Source organism: Chryseobacterium gregarium DSM 19109 (genome assembly GCF_000430845.1).
GTDB lineage: Bacteria > Bacteroidota > Bacteroidia > Flavobacteriales > Weeksellaceae > Chryseobacterium > Chryseobacterium gregarium.
The window spans coordinates 105,615-124,844 of record NZ_AUMU01000011.1 but is presented as its reverse complement, the minus strand read 5'-3'; the positions used below and the strand labels follow the sequence as shown (position 1 = coordinate 124,844).

Sequence of the window (19,230 nt, the reverse complement as noted above, 5' to 3'; positions counted from 1 at the left end):
TTTACTGCATTTTTACTTGTTTGCCGCTGTTGATATTAACTTCCTTGGCACTTTCCACATTAATCGCATCTTTCGTACTGATGTATGAACCGGCTTCCATGTTTTCCGTAATGTTTTTTGCCCGGGAACTTCTGCCCGCTTCTGCCGTTTCAATAATGTTGCTGGCGGTCAGGTTGTAATCGTCGTTGGCGGTCTCTGTAATATCCTCGCCGGCCATAATGTTTACGTTTCTCTGTGCCGAAGCAATGATATTGCGCCCTGCATTGATCTGTACATTCTCTCCTGCAGTAAGTGTCATGTTTTTAGGAGCATTTACCGTAATATTGCCTTTTCCATCCATTAAATAGGTATTGCCGCTTGGGTCTTCTATAAAAATGCTTCCTTCCTGGTCATTAAATATTACCTTATTGCCACTTCTGGTCTGAATGGATTTAATATGATTATTCAGTCCGCCGCCCAAAGCTACCTGTCCATGGAACATTCCGCCCATGGCGAAAGGAAAATCAGGATGTTGGTATTCAAATCCTACCATAACCTGGTCTCCCACTTCAGGAATGGCTACAAACCCCCGGTTCTGGGTAATGGCATCTGTTCCGCCTGCATCAGGGCTCATCATTCTGATAAAATGAGTCGTATCAGGATTTCGCTGCCAGTTAAATTGTACCTGGATCCTTCCCTGGTTCATAGGATCGGTATTGGAAATTACAGTGGCTATTTGCGGTTGTGCATCGGGCATAATAAAATCCGGTTTAGGCATAAATCCTGTCCCTTCAGCCACGGCCTCGAAACTTCCTGTATAATATCCTCTGGCATTGACTTCATGAAGGACTTCTGTAATAGTTACCTTGGTAAAATAAGAGGTTTCAACCGTATCTGGTTTACGCATTTCAATATCTGCACAACATCCCGGATAAAGAAACGGAACCGTAGTGCTTCCTGAGACGGTAAAAACTTCTACAGCAGCACTTCCTGCAGCACTTTTCTGTGAATCATCGACATCCATGATCATATTGGCATTAACCGGAGCAGGGGAGAGGGAACGTGTTTTGAATATATTGCGATTCAGTTCATAAGCCTGGGCCGGAATTTCTCCCGGGTGCCTGATGTTATTTTCACTGCCTTCCATTTTAGTGTGACTGCTGCTGTTATATCCGAAAAATTCAGGTTTTGTATGTACGGCTTTCAGTTCTACCTGTACATCGCTTACATTGCTGCCATAAATAAGGCGGACCGGTTTTTCAGAGGGCGGAAGTTTTCCGAAGTGGAGGATCTCTCCGTCATAATAAAACTGTTCGCCATAGGCTTCTGCAGTTCTTGCAAGAAAATTGTAATGCGTCTCGTTATACTGTGAGCTGTAGTTGATATAACTTTTATTCTGGGGTTCAACCCGGTAGTCGAATTTCGAAGAGCCTAATGCTTCTTTAATGATCTTATCTGCAATAATTCCCGTGTTGACAGACTGGGTACCACCAAAACTCTGGGTATGGGGAGCGGAGTCCATCAGGATGGTTGGGCTCTGGCCCTTCAGGACGATATTGCCGAGGCTCATCTTTTCCTGGCTGAATGCGGCTTTGGTAATAACTCCCACAAAAGTTCTTTCAGGACTTTCATTTTCGTAATCTTTATATTTAAACACGACGGTGATCCGTTTTCCTAAAAACTGGCGGGCTTCTTCAAGATTATGGTTCTGTGTTGCCCCTAAAGAGTCATGAGCGAGAATAAGTTCAAAATGGTGATGCCGTCTTGCACTCTGCTGTAATCGGAAATGTTTAAAATGATTGACGGACTTTCCTTCTATCACGATATCTAATTTTACCACACGATTAATCCCTGAAATATGGTTCCTGGAGATCTTATCTGCATTGGCAGGATTTTTATAGTGATTAGGGCGGAATGAAAAATTACTGTTTTCTTCCATGATGTTGGTGTTTTGGTGTTAACTAAAAACCGGATAATGTAATCCTATATCATCATCTGCCTGTATTTTATTAGATTAATAAATAAGACAGGTATTGCAGTCAAAGAACAGAACAGCATCCCTCATGGGGTTTACCGTTCTGTCTGCTGTTTTTTATTATTTGGGTAGGAATTGTGAATTATTAAGAGGTAGGCCATTCTCCCCTATAAGAAGATGTTCCAAGCTCGATTTGCTCTGCGCTGACAACAAATGTAATATACATGCTGTTTTCGTCAACGGCGTCAAAGTCCAGTTCATGCTGGATGACATATCCGTTTTCCCATTTCAAAGTCGTTAATGTTCCTTCTTCATGAGATTTGTTGAATGTAACTTCTCCGGTGGTCGGTTTGTATTTTCCGTTAAGAAGGCTTTCCAGAATATCTGATTTTTCCGTAGCTTCCACTGTAATCTTGATCAGTGCATCAGAAGGGTCTGATGCCACTCTTCCTGATACGTCTGTAGAGCGGGATACACTGTAGTTAAGTTTTAGCAACTTCTGTCCTTCTCCACCGTTGAATTTTAAGATTCCTCTTGAATTTTTTTCTGCCATGATAGTAAATTTTAATTATTAATATTTTGTGATGTGGTATTTGTATTATCAAAAATAGAAGTAATTATGTTATGAGTGGCACCAAATAAAAGAAACTTTGAAAAGTGTCGTAGTTCTTCGACTAACAATTGTTAGGTGAATTGCGCAGTGTAAATCAGTAATTTATAGATTGATGGTCAATGTTTAATAATTCAAGCCGGCAAGAAATTGAAAATTACGGGTAACATTTTTTTGAAAAAAATATAAAAAGGGAATAAAAAAACTGCCCCGAGCTGAGGCAGTTTAAAATGTATAAGTAAATAATCTTAATGATTATCATATTTTCTGTCCATGACAAAACCCTCCATGAATTTTGTCGTATAGTTTCCAGACAGGTAATCTTCATCGTCCATCAGCTGTCTGTGGAAAGGGATGGTGGTTTTTACCCCTTCAATATAAAACTCTTCCAAAGCACGTCTCATTTTTGCAATGGCTTCATCACGGGTTTGGGCCGTCGTAATCAGTTTTGCGATCATCGAATCATAATTGGAAGGAATTGTATATCCGGAATACACATGAGTGTCCACTCTTACGCCGTGTCCGCCGGGAATATTTAATCCGGTAATTTTTCCCGGTGAAGGTCTGAAATCAGCATACGGATCTTCCGCATTGATTCTGCACTCGATGGAATGTAACTTCGGATAATAATTGATTCCTGAAATCGGAGTTCCCGCCGCCAGAAGAATCTGTTCTCTGATCAGATCATAGTCAATTACCTGTTCTGTAATCGGGTGCTCTACCTGGATCCGCGTATTCATTTCCATGAAGTAGAAATTTCTGTGCTTGTCCACAAGGAATTCAATAGTTCCCACGCCTTCGTAACCAATGAATTCGGCAGCTTTTACAGCCGCGTCACCCATTTTCTCACGAAGCTCATCAGTCATAAACGGAGAAGGTGTTTCTTCCGTTAATTTCTGGTTTCTTCTTTGTACGGAACAATCTCTTTCAGAAAGGTGGCAGGCTCTGCCGAACTGGTCACCGGCAACCTGAATCTCAATATGTCTTGGCTCTTCAATCAGTTTTTCCATATACATGCCTCCGTTTCCGAATGCTGCTACGGCTTCCTGGATTGCGGACTCCCAGTGGTCTTTAAGGTCTTCAGCTTTCCATACGGCTCTCATCCCTTTTCCGCCGCCGCCTGCAGTGGCTTTGATCATTACCGGATATCCTGTTTCTTCAGCGATTGTTACAGCATGCTCATACGATTCGATCAATCCTTCAGAACCAGGTACACAAGGTACGCCGGCTGCTTTCATGGTTGCCTTTGCATTGGCTTTGTCTCCCATTTTTTCGATCTGTTCAGGAGTGGCACCGATAAATTTAATACCGTTTTTCTGGCAGATTCTTGAGAAGTTGGCGTTTTCAGATAAAAATCCGTAACCCGGGTGTATAGCATCTGCATTGGTGATCTCCGCTGCTGCAATAATATTGGGGATTTTCAGATAGGAATCTTTACTCATTGCAGGTCCGATGCAGACTGCCTCATCGGCAAACCTCACATGAAGGCTGTCTTTATCGGCAGTAGAGTATACCGCAACGGTCTTGATCCCCATTTCTTTACAAGTACGCAGAATACGCATTGCAATTTCGCCACGATTGGCAATTAATATTTTTTTGAACATCTTCTTAAATTTGAAAATTAGATAATTTGAAAATCAGATCATGTTATTTTGAATGTAAGAAAAATCTAACATCTAATGTCTAACATCTAATTTCTAAATTAAGACGGGTCTACCAAGAATAACGGTTGGTCATATTCTACCGGAGTAGCATCATCCACTAAAATCTTAACGATCTTTCCGCTTACTTCAGCCTCGATCTGGTTGAATAACTTCATTGCCTCAATAACGCATACTACTTTACCGTTGGAAACTTCGTCACCAACATTGATGAATACTTCTTTATCCGGGGACGGCTTTCTGTAGAACGTCCCGATCATAGGAGATTTAATCGTTACATATTTACTGTCGTCAGATGCTGCTTCAGCCTTTTCAGCCGGCGCAGGTGCAGCAGCCTGTGTAGGGGCACCCGTCATCTGTTGAGGTGCCGTATGGTAAACTGCAGGCTGAGCATAGGTTACTTCACTGCCTGCTAATGGAGTTTTAATAGTGATTTCGAAATCTTTAGTTTTGTATTTTACTTCAGAAACTTCTGCCTTAGATACAAACTTGATAAGATTCTGTATGTCTTTAATGTCCATAAATTTGATATTTGATTTGTTGCCAAAGATACCAAAAAAACATAAAAAACAACAAAAAACCGTCAAATTTTATAAAAATCAGACGGTTTTTGTATTAAAACGAGTGTTTTTCAGTGAAAAACGGACTCTTAATTTTCTTCAGTAGCAGCTACTTCTTTTTCCAATACTACTTTTCCTCTGTAGTATAATTTCCCTTCATGCCAGTGAGCCCTGTGGTACAGGTGAAGCTCTCCTGTTGTTGCATCTTTAGCCAATTGAGGAACTACCGCTTTGTAGTGAGTTCTTCTCTTATCTCTTCTTGTGGACGACTGTCTTCTCTTTGGATGTGCCATTTTCTGATAACTTTTTTAATTGATGAGTGATGAGATTCACCATCTCATCATTAAACTATTTAATTTTTATTCTTTAAATTTTTTAACGCGTCCCATCGGGGGTCGCTCTTGTATTCTTCTTCTGTTTCTTTCGGGCTGAACTTATCCAGTATAGCCAGATCTTCATCGCTTACCTCCGGTGATACTTTCTTCATAGGAATGGAAAGTACTACACTTTCATAAACCAATTGGGATATATTGAAAGCATGGTCATTGGCAGGTATTGTAATAACATCTTCTTCGCTGTCATCATACTCCTCTCCGAATTTCACCAGAACCCTGATGTCATTTTCAACAGGATGATCGAAATTTTCGGTGGTAATATCACAAACCAGTTCTACCGTTCCCATAACTTTAATATCAAATTCCAGAAAAGTAGAATGCTTATCTAATAAAACATCTGCTGTAATCCTGGGATTTGTAAATTCCTGTTCAGTATCAAACAATTGAAAGAACCCTTTATCTATCTCAAGTCTGAACTCGTGCTTGCCGGCCTTAAGTCCGGAAAAGCTGATATCATAGTTTCTTAACCTGTCCATAAAATGAGTGTGCAAAAATATGCAATTTTTTTATAATAACAAATAAATTTTATAACAAATAAGTTTAAAGTAGGTATTAAAGAATTAACCCTCAGTTTCCTGCGGCAGATCTTCATCTATTCCGTTGTCTACAGCTACTTTTCTTAGCTGCAGCCGGTTGTTCATCAAATCGTTGTATTCGCTCCTGTTTTTAAAGATTTTAATGGCTGTGAAAATAGCTTCGCTGAAACTCTGCTCATCTGCAATTCCTTTACCTGCAATATCATATGCTGTTCCGTGATCGGGGGAAGTCCTGATAAATGGAAGCCCTGCGGTATAGTTTACTCCCTCTTCATAAGCAAGGGTTTTAAACGGTGCAAGACCTTGGTCGTGGTACATGGCCAGAACGGCATCAAAACTTTTGTATTTGCTTGGCTGGAAGTAGCTGTCGGCAGGAAAAGGTCCGAAGGCAAGGATCCCGTTATCGGAAAGCTCTTTAATAGCCGGGCTGATAATTTCAATTTCTTCGTTCCCGATCACCCCGCCGTCTCCTGAGTGCGGATTTAACCCTAAAACGGCAATTTTCGGCCTTGAGATGTTAAAATCTTCAATCAAAGTCTGGTTCAGGACCCTGATCTGTTTTTTTATTTTTTCCTTGGAAATGTTTTCTGCAACCTGTGCAATAGGAATATGGTGCGTTAATACAGCCACCTTCAAATCTTCGGTTACCAGAAACATCAGCCCTTTTTTATTGAACTTTTCTTCAAGATATCCTGTATGGCCCGCATGCTTGAAGCCCATTTTTACCATTTCATCTTTATTGATAGGAGCGGTAACCAAAACATCGATTTCCCCTTTTATCAAAGCTTCTGTTGCCGCTTCCAGAGAGTCAATGGCCATTTTGGTAGATTCTTCAGTAGGCGTTCCCAGTTCTACTATTGAGCTTTCCTTCACCAGGTTAACCATATTTATTTTCCCTTCCTGTGCCTGTGAAGCTTCATTGATATAGTTGAAATTTAGGGGAAGCTTAAAAATGTTTTTCTGATACGTAAATAATTTTCCCGAACCAAAAATTACAGGGGTAAAAAAATCTGTAATGGTTTTGTCTGACAGGGATTTCATGATGATTTCAGGACCGATGCCGTTGAAATCCCCGATTGAAATTCCTACTCGTACCTTATGGTTGTTTGGGCTCATTTTGATTATCTTTGAAGATTAATAAACTACAAATTTAGCAAAAAATAATATGTTCACAGGAATAATTGAAGCAGTTGGAATAATTGAGAAGATTCAGGAGAACGGAAGCAACATTGATTTTACTTTGTCCTGCCCATTTACAAATGAGTTAAAAATTGATCAGAGCTTAGCCCATAACGGCTGCTGCTTAACAGTTGTAAAAACGGAAGGCGATCAATATACCGTAACGGCAATCCAGGAAACGCTGGAAAAGACCAACCTTGGAAAATGGGAGTTGGGAACCGTCGTGAACCTTGAACGCTGTATGAAAATGGACGGAAGGCTTGACGGTCATATCGTGCAGGGACATGTTGATAAAACGGGAGAGGTGCTGAGTATTGAAAATAAAGACGGAAGTTATTATATTACCATTGCCTATAATGCCGATGGAAATTTTGTAACGGTGCCCCAGGGTTCCATTACGGTAAACGGGATCAGCCTGACGGTTGCAAAGAGCGAAGAAAGTCAGTTTTCTGTGGCCATCATTCCCTATACCTGGGAATTTACAAATATGAAACATCTTAAATCCGGAGATAAAGTTAATTTAGAATTTGATATAATTGGTAAGTATATTGCTAAGTTAATTAATAAACAGAATGTCAATAAGTATGTATAAAGGATATAGCTTGAGAAACCGTGTCTTTTTTGGTTTCTTATTGGTATGTCTTTTAAGTGTAGTGGCTTCTTCACTGGTTCCTTATTTTGTGTTGAGAAAAAATTCTGTCCAGAACAGCAGGATTGATATGCAGGAAAAAACGGGTGCCGTAATAAGGTACCTGGATTATGCGGTAAGCCGGACGCGAGTGCAGACCGGAGATCTTAAGGAAGTGCTGGGGAATAAAATTTTTGAAATTGCGGATATCAACCAGCATGATATCGTCTTATATGATTTAAAAGGTAATTATCTTCTCTCCAACAAAGAAGAAAATCTTATCAGCCAGAAAAAAATTCCGGTCAATATCGTAAACAGGATATTGTCTACCAAAACAAGATTTGATATCAAAGGATATGATGCGGCCAAGGATGCGATGCTCACTTCTTCGTATCTGCTTTTGAAAAACAATGATCTTGAACCTATTGCTATTGTTTACATTCCGCTCTACCATAATGAATCTGCCTATTTCGACCTTCTCAATATATATGTAAAATATATCGCCATTGTAGATATATTTCTGATACTGTTCAGCGTCTGGTTCAGCTGGGTAATGTCCAACAGTCTGGCAAAAAATATTACTAAATTCTCCGATATGATCACCCGTATTACATTATTTGAAAATGAGATGCGCCCCATCAGATATTATAAAAATGATGAACTGAATGCGCTGGCAAGGGCTTACAACAGGATGATCCTTCAGATTCAGGACCAGAAAGAAAGGCTCCGTTTCAAAGCTTCTGAAGAGGCGTGGCGGGAAATGGCGAAACAGGTGGCTCATGAAGTAAAGAACCCTTTGACACCGATGAAACTGACCATTCAGAATTTTGAAAGAAAATTTGACCCTGCAGATCCTAATGTCAGGGAAAAAGTAAAGCAGATGAGTAAAACCATGGTTGATCAGATTGATGTAATTGCTACTGTAGCGTCTGCCTTTTCCGAATTTGCTAAACTTCCCGAAAAGAATAATGAGACCATTAACCTGAATGATGAAGTAGAAGATATCCTTCGGGTCTTTAATGACGGTGGTATTTTTATGCATGCCAACAAAAGCAACATCATGATTAATATGGATAAGATTTATCTTTCCAGGATTGTCACCAATCTTGTGACCAATGCCAGGCAGGCAGAAAGCGAAGAGCGGAAATTGATGATTAATGTAGATATAGAGCAGCATCAGCGTAGGGTTATCATCTCCGTTCAGGATAATGGAATAGGAATTCCTGAAAATATTTACGAAAGGATTTTTGAACCGAATTTTACTTCTAAAAATAGCGGAATGGGATTGGGCTTATCAATGGTGAGAAAAATGGTGGAAGATTATAAAGGGGAAATTACCGTAAAATCCGAAGTCGGGAAGGGCTCAACATTCACCATCACTTTACCGACCAATTTATAGTGAAACCTTTTATATTCAAACAATTTGAAATAAGGCAGTCGGCAGACGTATTCCGGGTAGGGACAGATGGTGTTCTGCTGGGGGCATTAGCAGATATTAATGATGCTGTCAAAGTACTGGAAGTGGGTACGGGCACGGGTTTGATTTCATTAATGCTGGCCCAGCGAAACCCGCAGGCAGAATTTTTAGGACTTGATATCAATCAGGAAGCGGTAGAACTTACCCGGCTTAATTTTGAAACTTCTCCGTTTAAGCCAAGATTAAAGAATATCCGTCAGGATTTTAAAACTTTTACCCCGCAGGGAAAATTTGATCGCATTGTAACCAATCCTCCATACTTTGAAATTTCCGGTTCCGACAGAGATAAAATTGCAAGGCAGACCGTTGAGTTAAATTTCAGTGAATTAATTTCCAAATCTTCAGAACTGCTTTCGGAGCAGGGTGTTTTTTCAGTGATTATCCCCGTAGAAGCCGGAAACGAATTTATTAAAATAGCACAGGATAATCATTTAATTTTAATCCGGAAAATCAATGTCAAAGGAATTGAAAATTCTAAAGTCAAAAGGCTGGTTCTTGAGTTTTCATTAACCGGAAAACCATTGGAGGAATCTGAATTCATCATAGAAAAAAGTCCGAGACAATACTCGGACCAATATCTTGAACTCACTAAAGAATTTCATGTATTTAAGAGATAGAAGTTAGAGATTAGATTTCAGAAGTAGTGATTTCTTAATCTCTATATTTCTCAATCTTTTAATTTTTATTCAAACAATTCTGCGGTATCCAGCACAGAGACCTTTCCGTCCTCACATCTGATGGCCTCTCCCGGGAAGTTCTGGATCATATGGTAATCATGGGTTGCCATCACTACGGCAGCTCCGTTTTCAAGGGCCACCTGTTTAAGAACGGTCATGATTTCATTTGATGTTTCCGGATCCAGGTTTCCTGTCGGCTCATCCGCCAAAATCAGGTCGGGGTGGTTCAGTAAAGCTCTCGCAATCGCGATACGCTGCTGTTCACCGCCGGAAAGTTCATGGGGCATTTTATGCTTTTTGCTCTTCATGTTCACACTCCCTAATACTTCATTGATCCGGTCTTCAATTTTTACCTTGTCGCTCCAGCCTGTGGCTTCAAGGACGAATTTCAAATTTTTTTCAACTGTTCTGTCGGAAAGTAATTGAAAGTCCTGAAATACAATCCCTAATTTTCTTCTCAGGTTAGGAATATCTGAAGCTCTTAATTTTGCCAGATCAAAACCCACCACGGCTCCGTGTCCTGAAACCAACGGAATGTGCCCATATAGTGTTTTCAGCAATGAGCTTTTCCCGGAACCTGTTTTTCCGATAAGATAGCAGAATCTTCCTTTTTTAATATTCAGATTCACATCAGAAAGAACCGTAAAGTTCTTCTGTGCAATTTTTGCATGCTGAAGGGTGATGATATTATCTCCTGATATATTGGTATGTGGCATAATTCAGTTTTAATATGGCTTTTTCTAAGAAATTTTTCAGAATTTAAAAATAGGAAAAAGAAGGTGAATAACCTTTAATTTTGGCAAATTTTAACAACAAAAAATGCCTGAAAAACTTCTTTTCAAGCATGATTTGTATATGATAATAATAAAGATTATCTCTTAGCGCGTGCTGCACTTACAGTTAAACTCTTTCTGCCTTTAGCTCTTCTCGCAGCCAAAACCCTTCTTCCATTTGGCGTAGACATTCTTTCTCTGAAACCGTGTTTGTTTCTTCTTTTTCTTTCTGATGGCTGGAACGTTCTTTTACTCATTACTATATGTTTAAATCGTAATTATCTATTATTTTTCAGGTTGCAAAGATATGGTTTTTTTTAAAAGTTGCAAACTTTAGCAAATCTTTTTTTAATTATTAATATCTTTTTTATGGCTTACAGGCTCAAAACCCATGACCGGATGAAATTGTATATCGGCAACAAAAATACGGATGATTTATCTAAAAGCTTTATCTTTGGAAACTCAAATTTAAAAAAATAAACATCATGATGTTTACACCTGCAGAACTTTTAGAAATCAATACCTTACTGATCCCGGAAAATAAAATAGTAATTCTTACGCACTATAATCCTGATGGTGATGCTGTTGGTTCCAGTTTAGGGTTAAAACATTATCTGAAAGCCAAAGGAATCCATGCTGAAGTTATTGTCCCGAATGACTTTCCGAAATTCCTGAAATGGATGCCTGAAGCCAAGAAAACGCTTATTGCAGACTACAAAAGGAAAATTGCTTCCGACCTGATCAGTGAAGCGGATGTTATTTTTTGCCTGGATTTCAATTCACCTTCAAGGATCGGAGTGCTGGGAGACTGGCTGACCCATGCACGGGGTAAAAAGATACTTATCGACCACCACCAGCAACCGGAGCCGTTTGATTATGTCTATTCAGACACTGTTATTCCGGCAACCTGCCAGATGATTTATCATTTTATTGAAGCAATGGATGATGAAAAGCTGGTGAATAAAGATATTGCCGAATGTTTGTATACGGGAATTATGACTGATACAGGAGGATTCCGTTTCCGTTCCACCAGTGCCACCACCCACAGAATTGTTGCTAACCTGATAGAAAAAGGGGCAGATCCTGCCATGATCACTTCCAATACATGGGATACCAACACTGTTTCCCGTCTTCAGCTGCTCGCTTTGATCTTAGGAAGAATCGAGGTCGCAAAAAATGGTAAAGTGGCCATTTTATACCTTACCAGAGAAGAATTGAAAGAGTACGGTTTCCAGAAAGGCGATACGGAAGGCTTCGTTAACTACGGATTAAGCATTCTGGGCGTAAAAATGGCTGCATTTTTCATGGAAGACCTGTATGATGATTTTATTAAGATTTCTTTCCGGAGCAAGGATGATATGGATGTCAACCAGTTTTCAAGAAAATATTTCAGCGGGGGAGGGCATATTAATGCAGCCGGAGGAAAATCCCATGAATCATTGCAGGAAACCATTGAGACTTTTAAAAGCAGGATAGAAGGAGAGGACCATTTATGATTTTCGGGATACAAAATCTCACTTAATGCGTTTTTAAAGACCAGAACTCATAAAATCCTTGAATATCCTTTTTCTTCGAGTTCTTTACACGTATATTCATAAGTTTCCTGAAACATCACATCAAGAAATTTTTTGTTGAATAGGCTGAACTTCGTCATTTTGGGCGGATCTAAAAAGATATCACATGATTTCGCCTTGGAATATACCGATTTGGCAATCGCTAAATGGAGAATCCGGTCGAATTCCTTCATCAGGCTCATCTTTTCCAAGCTGTCATAGCTGATGGAATTAACATGTGATGCAATTAAAAAATCACATTTGTCTATAATAGGTTCAATCGGCAGGTTGTCTAAAACCCCGCCGTCAACGTATATTTTTTCTCTGATTTTCACCGGCGGTAAAATAAAAGGAACGCTGGACGAAGCCAGCAGCGGGGTGAAAAGTTCGCCTTCTGAAAAAAAATCAACAATGCCATGGGTCATTTCCGTAGCTGCTACATAGACCGGGATTTTCAGAATCCTGAAATCATCTTCCGGAAAATAGTCATGAAAAAGCTGTAGAATAAATTTTGAGCTGAAAATACCATTCTTGGTAAGCCTTAAATAGGATCGTGAAAAAAAAGTAGTCTTTTTGACAATATCCATCATCTCATCAGGGGTTTTCCCGAAAGAATAAAAGGCTCCGACAATTGATCCTGCACTGGTCCCCGAAATAATATCCGGCTTCAGGTTATATTCTTCCAAAGCTTTCAGGACTGCGATATGAGCAATCCCGCGCATGCCTCCGCCTGAAAGTGTCAGACCGATGACCGGTTTCTTTTTTTTGAAAGTGAAAATCCCCATGAAAACAGTTAGATACGACTAAGATACAAGATTTTTGATAAAACCTGACTAAGGCTCATCGCATTCGGAGTCTATTTTTATGAAAAGGGAATTGAACTTTTTATACATTTTTTCATCATGTTCAGTCTTTTTAAGACCGTCATTTGCGCAGTTGCCCCATCCGAAAGTAATTAAATCCACAACTGCATAATCTTTTTGATCAGGTGAGCTGAAATGTTCTTCAAATTCATTCATGATTTTCTGCGGGTCACTGTTTCTTTTGCTCATCGCTTCACGAAGTTTTCTCCATTCCTCAATCATTTGCGGTCCGTCTGAATGCAATGCTTTTGCGAAATTTTCGCAGTTTTTCGAAAGTTTATGATGAAGCAGGATGGAAGGGTTTGAAAAAGCCTGGATCTCAGTCTTTCGGAATTCATATTCGTCCGTAAGTTCCTGCAACTTCCGGGTTTTTATATTTTCCCAATAAGGATCTCTGACTACTTTTAAATTTTCTAAAACTTTTTTCTGCTGTGTAAAATCTTTATCAAGCTTAGCTAAGATTTGATCTTTTTCAGTTCTTACTTTCTGAAGGTCATTGAGATTGAAAACCGAGGGTGTGCTGAGTAATGCACCGCCCATCTGGAACCAAAGTTTATAGGTATCCTCCAGTTCTTTTTTAGAGTATTTGTCCAGGTTAAAACGGCCTTTATTTTCACAAAGTTCAGTAGCGAAAATAAATATTTCCTCTTTGTTTTGTTGCGTGTTAACCGAATCTTTCCTTGTATTTCCGGAAACAGCTTCTGAAGGATTATTCTGCTGCATGGTTACCGTGGAGCTCTCTTTTTTGCAGCCTGAAATAATCAGGAAAACGGCAGGTAAAATATAGATCTTCATAACAGGTATTTAAAAAACTAATTTTTTGGGAAGATTGTGAAGGAGTTCCGTATTGATGATTTCTGCACAGATAGCAGGTTTTTCCCAGTGTCCGTTGTGCCCGCAATCCAGGACATATGATTTGATATTGGTCCTATCGGGAAGTTTCTTGATAAGCATGTCTGTTTTTACGGCATGGTCATGTTTTCCTGCGAGGATTAAAATTTTCGCATCAAGATTTTCAATAACATGTTTCTTGTCGGTTCTTGCCACCATACCCTTTACAGAAGCCAGCGCGCCGAGATTATTAGTGGAAAGGGCCACTTTCAGTGCCGTTTCAATTTTTCCTTCCAGAATGTCCCTTTCATTCGGATTGAATAAATTCGGGATTCCTGCTCTGGCATAATGGGGAAAAGAGTCTTTTATAATCCGGTAGCTTTTAATCCGCTGTTCTTTTTTCTCTTCATCATCCGGAAAATAAGTGGAGAAAAATAAGGTCAGGCTTTTAAGATATTCAGGGTGCTTCTCGGCAAATGCCAAAGAAACATATCCTCCCATCGAATGGCCCAGCAGGTGCACTTTGTCTATATTCTGATCATCCAGTACCGTTTTTACTTCTTCAGCCATCAGTTCCATTGTCTGAACTTCAGCCATGATTTCAGACTGCCCATGCCCCGGAAGGTCAATCTTTAACAAAGAAAAATCTTCGGAAAGATGAAGTTCCATATCGTTCCATATCGTAAGGTTTTCCATGAAGCCGTGAAGCAGCACCAGGATTTCTTTACCGTTCCCTTTTCTTTCAAAATTCAGCATAATTTAATAATTAAAAGTGGATATCAATGTAATCAACAAATCCTGAACCATTGACCATATCCTGCAGCCTGAAAGTTCTCCCACCGTCTTTTGACAGAAATGTTTTGGTGCCTTTTCGGGTATATGGTTTTCCGCCGTCGTTTTCAGAAATGCTTTGGGTGATTTCCCCGGTGAAATTCATATATTTATCGGAAACAGCCGCCATGACACCTTTAATCTTCAGAGAATTTTTTCCTGAGCTGACGCTGCCTGAAACATTATAATGATCTGCTTCACCATCAATTTTTTCAAAACTTACAGATCCCGGGTTTTTGATCAGGTTATGGGTGAATGTATGAGTACCGCTGAAATCCTTGAACCGGTTTTTAGATTTAATACGGTCATTTATTTTTGTTCTTGCAGCATTGATGGAATCTACAATCTTTGTGCTGTCAGCAGGGTTCTGATTGGAAGATGCTTCTTTTTGAGTACATGAAACCAGAAGAGCTGAGAATGCAGCTGCAGTTAAAAAGTTTTTCATTGAATAAAATTATGTCCAAAAGTAAATAAAAAAAGGGCATTCTGAAATGCCCTCTGATATTAAACTTGCTTAAACTTTTATTATTTAATTAATTCTTCATATACTTTCTTTTCCCACGGTTTGATATCTGTTATCCCATAACGTTCTTTCTTGGAAATCGAAACATTATCCAGAACGTCTACGAAATTTTTATAATTGGCATCATCTGTCGGCTCAATAATAATGGTAAAAACCTCTTTTTTCGGAGCGTTGTTATACGCTTCAGAAATAATTTTAGTAATATTGATTCCGCCGAAATCAGTTTCTTTTAAATTGTTTTTATTTAATTCATCTTTATTGCTTTGATGATAAAAAACACGATTGTCCTTACCCAGAATAAAAGTAACCTGGTTTTTATCTTTTACGTCATTATGAGGTGACTGTGGTCCTTTTGCCGGCAATCCCAAATCCATTACATTAGGTTTTGTGAAATTGGTAGTAAACATAAAAAAGGTAATCAGTAAAAATCCCAAGTCTACCATCGGAGTCATGTCCACACGGATTAATTTTTTTTTCTGCCTGCCTGTGTTCTGTTTCTCTTGTGAAATGATTTCTGCCATAGTTTTTGTTTTTAAATATTAAATGATTATTTAATAAAGGTGAAGATATCGCCTATATTAATTGATTTTATTGCAAATTTTATACCTAAAAATATGAATGTATATTAATTTTATATTCTTTAAATAGTAGTTTTAATATCATCTTAAAAATCAGGCCATAAAAAAAGCCTTACCAGTTAAATGATAAGGCTTCCGCTTTTATTTAGGAGGCGTTATTTATTTTTTTTATAAAAATTGACACCACATTCCAGGAACTTTTTAAAATCTTCCTTCGGCATATATCCCGAAACCGGCGTATTGATTACTTTTCCGTCCGGTGTTATAAGTACATAATGCGGCTGGGAATTGTTGTTAAAGTTCACCTGCTGAAACAGGCTCCAACGGTCACCGATGGTTTTTACCTTTTTTACCTGTCCGTCGCCCAGATCAATTTTTGTTTTCTGGTCTTCAGGCAGTTCTTCTTTATCATCAACATATAGAGAAGCCAGTACAACGTCGTTTTGAAGAATCGGCAGAATATCAGCTTCGCTCCAGACGAATTCTTCCATTTTCCTGCAGTTTTCACAACCGTATCCTGTAAAGTCAATTAAAATCGGTTTGTTTTCTTTTTTGGCAAGCTCTACAGCGGTAAAGAAATCATGTTCAGGATGCATTCCCAGGATTCCGTCTTTTTCATCATGGAAATAGCTGACATTCAGCGGAGGAAGGATTCCACTTAAAAGCTGCAGCTTAGGACGGTCTGAAGGAATTAATCCCTGAATTAAATAGATGACAAATCCTAATCCCAGAACGCCTAAAATCTTTCTGGCGACTGAAATTTTCGGTTTTTTATCATCATGCGGAAATCTGATCAGTCCGAATAAATACAGAGTCAATCCAAGGGCCACAATAATCCAGATGGCAATGAAAAGCTCTCTTTTTAACAGGAATGTTTTAGAAACCAGGTCTGCTTTGGATAGGAATTTCAAGGCTAAAGCCAACTCCACGAAACCTAACACCACTTTTACCGTATTCATCCAGCCTCCTGATTTCGGAAGGCTCTGCAATGCCTGAGGAAACAGGGCCAGCAATCCGAAGATGATAGCCCATGCCAGTCCGAAACCGGCCAGTGCAAAGGTCAGCAGCATCGGAACGTTGGTGGATCCTGTTACGGCACTTCCCAGTAAGCTTCCTAAAATAGGGCCCGTACAGGAGAACGAAACAATAACCAGCGTTAAAGCCATAAAGAAAATACCGATGATACCACCGGCTTCTTCTGCCTTTGAAGATTTATTGGCGATTGAGCTCGGCAAAGTGATATCATAGTATCCGAAAAAGCTTCCTGCAAAGAAGATAAATATGATAAAGAAGGCAATATTAAGCCATACGCTGGTGGAAATCTCGTTAAAGACATTCCCTGCAATTCCGTCAATAATATGGAAAGGAACGCTTAATAAAACGAAAATCAGGAGAATGAAGAAACCATAGATCAAAGCATCCCTTTTGCCCTTGGCCTTGTTTTTATTGCCTTTGGTAAAAAATGAAACCGTCAGCGGAATCATAGGGAATACGCATGGTGTCAGCAAAGCAATCAGCCCTCCGATGAATCCAAGGAACAGGTAGGTCCAGTAATTCTCGTCCACTTTTGTTGCGGCTGTCCCGCAGTCGGTCAGGGGTTTCTGGAAATCAATGGATCCTATTTTTAATTGTTTCGGGTCCAGCTTTGAAGTTTCTGTAATGATAACTTCATCCTTTGTAGGATTTACAGCAACCGTTTCCGCTGTTTTTACAGAATCTTTTGCTGGCTCTGCTGTTTCCGCTGTCGCAGCTTCTTCAGTAGCACTCTTTGGGGCAACCTGTTTGTTGAACTCTAACGTATTGGGAGCTAAGCAGACACGGTCGTCACAGGTCTGATAGGTGATTTCAGCAACCACATCTCCGGGTTTGGCTCCATCCTTTAATTTAAATTTCTGTTTAAAGCCGGCTGTATTGGAATAATATACAATATTTCCTCCGAAAGCTTCAGAAAACTCTTCATGCTTTTTGCCGGTTTCCGTAAATTTCCCGATCAGTTCAATATTCTTCCCTGAAACTTTATACTCAGTCGGAATTCCCGTATCTTCCGGAATATCTTTGGAATAAATATGCCAGCCGCTTTCCATGGTTGCATTCAGCACGGCTTCATACTGGTTATTCCCTAACTCGTTGATTGTAAACTTAAATTTTACAGGATTTTTGATTTGTGCATTAATTCCCGCTGCCAAAAACAGCAGGGCTAATAAAAACCACTTTCTAAATTTCATTTTTGATTTTATTAAAAATTTTGAGAATGTTGTCGGTCTTCTCATCCCCTGCATATCTCCGGTCCTGCCTGTAAGGAATAATTCCGAGGACGGAATTTTCACGGTCAGCCAGAACCCATATTTTTTGCCTCGCTAAAATAGATATTTTTTCGTCCCTAAAAAACTTGGAGACTTTCTTTTTCCCCGAAAAACCGTACGGAAAAAATTCATCACCATCCTGCTGCCGCCTTAACCGCAAAGGAAAGCGGAGTTTTCCGGCATCAAAAGACCACTCAAACGGTTTATTGATTTCTTCAATACCTTTATTATCTTCGAGATTAAGAAGGGTTTGGTTTTCAGAAAAGTCAAAATTTTCAATCAGAACAATTTCTTCTTCTGTATTCTGCCTTTCGGTATCTGGCCTTTTCCTGATCACCAGTTCGTTCCGGTCAATAATGAGCTGGTACTCTTTCGAAAAAAAAGAGCTCCCGTTTTCAGCATTAAAAATTTTGGGAATTTCTCTTTCTTGATTAAAACCGTATTTTTTTAAAATTTCAAATTTTACAAAGTCACTTTCCTGAGCCAGTTTTTGTCCGGATAAAATTTTATCAGGTACATCGGCAATAGAAATCCGGTTTTCAATCTCCTGAATCTGTTCCTGAATAAAATCCCGGGTTTGGTTTAAATAGGATAAACTTTTCCCGAAATTCTCCATAAAATGGTCATTGGTTTCCAAAAGTTGCGGAACAATGCTGTTTCTGATCTTATTTCTTAAGTAATCATTTTTCTGATTGGACAGGTCTTCACGATATTCTATGTTGTTTTTCTCAGCGAAATTATAAATCTCTTCTTTGGTGAAATTTAAAAGAGGGCGTACTATAGCATTACTGCCCGCCGGAATTCCGCTCAGACCGCTAATTCCTGCTGCTTTGGAAAGGTTGATAATAAATGTTTCCAGTTGGTCGTTCAAATGATGGGCGGTTGCCAAAAAATCTAAATTCTCTTTTTCCTGGACCTGTCTGAAAAAACGGTACCTTAATTCGCGTGCCCAAAGCTGAATGGAGTTGCCCGGCCTCTGGTCCTTTTCAGAAACTTTGTACAGATGAAACTTGATATGGTTTTTTCTGCAGAAATCTTCTACTACTTCCTGGTCCTGATCCGAATCCCTGCCCCGGAGCCTGTAATTTACATGGGCAATCTGAAACGCATACCCTTTGTCCCGAAGCTCATTAAACAGATAGGCCAGAACCATAGAATCGACTCCGCCGCTCACCGCAAGAAGATAGCTCCGGTGTTCGGGAAGATGAATAAGATGGTTCAGTTGTTTTTTTAGGTCTGACGGCTTCAACATGGATGCTGAGAATTTCTTTATGCAAAGATAACCGATATAATTAAAA

General features: G+C 39.4%; 20 protein-coding genes. 4 read left to right on the top strand and 16 right to left on the bottom strand.

Annotated elements, in window-relative coordinates; translation table 11 throughout:
- Position 1: 1 nt before the first annotated feature.
- From H561_RS0113660 to pdxA, 7 genes are all read right to left on the bottom strand, one after another.
- The gene (locus H561_RS0113660) at positions 2-1,918 is read right to left on the bottom strand and encodes a type VI secretion system Vgr family protein (protein ID WP_027387521.1); all 1,917 of its coding nucleotides are present in this window, start codon (positions 1,916-1,918) and stop codon (positions 2-4) included.
- Positions 1,919-2,099: 181 nt separating this feature from the next.
- A complete protein-coding gene (gene tssD, locus H561_RS0113655; protein ID WP_027387520.1) occupies positions 2,100-2,507 on the bottom strand; it encodes a type VI secretion system tube protein TssD in 408 nt (135 codons plus the stop codon).
- Positions 2,508-2,812: 305 nt separating this feature from the next.
- On the bottom strand, positions 2,813-4,168 hold the full coding sequence (gene accC / locus H561_RS0113650) for an acetyl-CoA carboxylase biotin carboxylase subunit (RefSeq protein ID WP_027387519.1): 1,356 nt from the start codon (positions 4,166-4,168) through the stop codon (positions 2,813-2,815).
- Between the two features lie 98 nt (positions 4,169-4,266).
- On the bottom strand, positions 4,267-4,746 hold the full coding sequence (accB, locus tag H561_RS0113645; protein ID WP_027387518.1) for an acetyl-CoA carboxylase biotin carboxyl carrier protein: 480 nt from the start codon (positions 4,744-4,746) through the stop codon (positions 4,267-4,269).
- Between the two features lie 128 nt (positions 4,747-4,874).
- On the bottom strand, positions 4,875-5,078 hold the full coding sequence (gene rpmF, locus H561_RS0113640) for a 50S ribosomal protein L32 (protein WP_002976251.1): 204 nt from the start codon (positions 5,076-5,078) through the stop codon (positions 4,875-4,877).
- Positions 5,079-5,137: 59 nt separating this feature from the next.
- Positions 5,138-5,656, bottom strand: a complete 519-nt coding sequence (locus H561_RS0113635; protein ID WP_027387517.1) for a YceD family protein — start codon at positions 5,654-5,656, stop codon at positions 5,138-5,140.
- 84 nt (positions 5,657-5,740) lie between these two features.
- Complete coding sequence (gene pdxA / locus H561_RS0113630) at positions 5,741-6,832, bottom strand: 4-hydroxythreonine-4-phosphate dehydrogenase PdxA (RefSeq protein ID WP_027387516.1); 1,092 nt, start codon at positions 6,830-6,832, stop codon at positions 5,741-5,743.
- A gap of 49 nt (positions 6,833-6,881) precedes the next feature.
- On the opposite strand from pdxA, the gene H561_RS0113625 reads away from it, so the two are divergent.
- From H561_RS0113625 to H561_RS0113615, 3 genes are read left to right on the top strand one after another with little or no spacing between them, the layout of a single operon-like run.
- Positions 6,882-7,487, top strand: a complete 606-nt coding sequence (locus tag H561_RS0113625) for a riboflavin synthase (protein WP_027387515.1) — start codon at positions 6,882-6,884, stop codon at positions 7,485-7,487.
- The gene (locus tag H561_RS0113620) at positions 7,468-8,922 is read left to right on the top strand and encodes a sensor histidine kinase (protein ID WP_027387514.1); all 1,455 of its coding nucleotides are present in this window, start codon (positions 7,468-7,470) and stop codon (positions 8,920-8,922) included. The genes H561_RS0113625 and H561_RS0113620 overlap by 20 nt, the downstream gene beginning before the upstream one ends.
- Complete coding sequence (locus H561_RS0113615) at positions 8,922-9,617, top strand: tRNA1(Val) (adenine(37)-N6)-methyltransferase (protein WP_027387513.1); 696 nt, start codon at positions 8,922-8,924, stop codon at positions 9,615-9,617. Before H561_RS0113620 ends, H561_RS0113615 begins: the two co-directional genes overlap by 1 nt.
- Before the next feature lie 65 nt (positions 9,618-9,682).
- Here H561_RS0113615 and H561_RS0113610 read toward each other — a convergent pair whose 3' ends face one another.
- Both H561_RS0113610 and rpmH read right to left on the bottom strand, forming a co-directional pair.
- Positions 9,683-10,393, bottom strand: a complete 711-nt coding sequence (locus H561_RS0113610; protein ID WP_027387512.1) for a cell division ATP-binding protein FtsE — start codon at positions 10,391-10,393, stop codon at positions 9,683-9,685.
- Positions 10,394-10,548: 155 nt separating this feature from the next.
- Positions 10,549-10,707: a 50S ribosomal protein L34 gene (gene rpmH / locus H561_RS23665; RefSeq protein ID WP_039365072.1), complete on the bottom strand. Its 159-nt coding sequence runs from the start codon at positions 10,705-10,707 to the stop codon at positions 10,549-10,551.
- 231 nt (positions 10,708-10,938) lie between these two features.
- On the opposite strand from rpmH, the gene H561_RS0113595 reads away from it, so the two are divergent.
- Entirely contained in the window at positions 10,939-11,946 is a 1,008-nt protein-coding gene (locus tag H561_RS0113595) for a DHH family phosphoesterase (RefSeq protein WP_027387511.1), read from the top strand.
- Between the two features lie 47 nt (positions 11,947-11,993).
- Here the strand turns inward: H561_RS0113595 and H561_RS0113590 are convergent, their stop codons facing one another.
- The 7 genes from H561_RS0113590 to tilS form a co-directional block, all read right to left on the bottom strand.
- Complete coding sequence (locus tag H561_RS0113590; RefSeq protein WP_027387510.1) at positions 11,994-12,788, bottom strand: patatin-like phospholipase family protein; 795 nt, start codon at positions 12,786-12,788, stop codon at positions 11,994-11,996.
- 48 nt (positions 12,789-12,836) lie between these two features.
- On the bottom strand, positions 12,837-13,661 hold the full coding sequence (locus tag H561_RS0113585) for a hypothetical protein (RefSeq protein ID WP_027387509.1): 825 nt from the start codon (positions 13,659-13,661) through the stop codon (positions 12,837-12,839).
- A gap of 9 nt (positions 13,662-13,670) precedes the next feature.
- Positions 13,671-14,453, bottom strand: a complete 783-nt coding sequence (locus tag H561_RS0113580; protein ID WP_027387508.1) for an alpha/beta fold hydrolase — start codon at positions 14,451-14,453, stop codon at positions 13,671-13,673.
- 10 nt (positions 14,454-14,463) lie between these two features.
- On the bottom strand, positions 14,464-14,973 hold the full coding sequence (locus tag H561_RS0113575) for a hypothetical protein (RefSeq protein WP_027387507.1): 510 nt from the start codon (positions 14,971-14,973) through the stop codon (positions 14,464-14,466).
- 80 nt (positions 14,974-15,053) lie between these two features.
- The gene (locus H561_RS0113570; RefSeq protein WP_027387506.1) at positions 15,054-15,572 is read right to left on the bottom strand and encodes an ExbD/TolR family protein; all 519 of its coding nucleotides are present in this window, start codon (positions 15,570-15,572) and stop codon (positions 15,054-15,056) included.
- Positions 15,573-15,784: 212 nt separating this feature from the next.
- Positions 15,785-17,854, bottom strand: a complete 2,070-nt coding sequence (locus H561_RS0113565) for a protein-disulfide reductase DsbD family protein (RefSeq protein WP_027387505.1) — start codon at positions 17,852-17,854, stop codon at positions 15,785-15,787.
- The gene (gene tilS, locus H561_RS0113560; protein ID WP_027387504.1) at positions 17,844-19,184 is read right to left on the bottom strand and encodes a tRNA lysidine(34) synthetase TilS; all 1,341 of its coding nucleotides are present in this window, start codon (positions 19,182-19,184) and stop codon (positions 17,844-17,846) included. The genes H561_RS0113565 and tilS overlap by 11 nt, the downstream gene beginning before the upstream one ends.
- Positions 19,185-19,230: the final 46 nt, after the last annotated feature.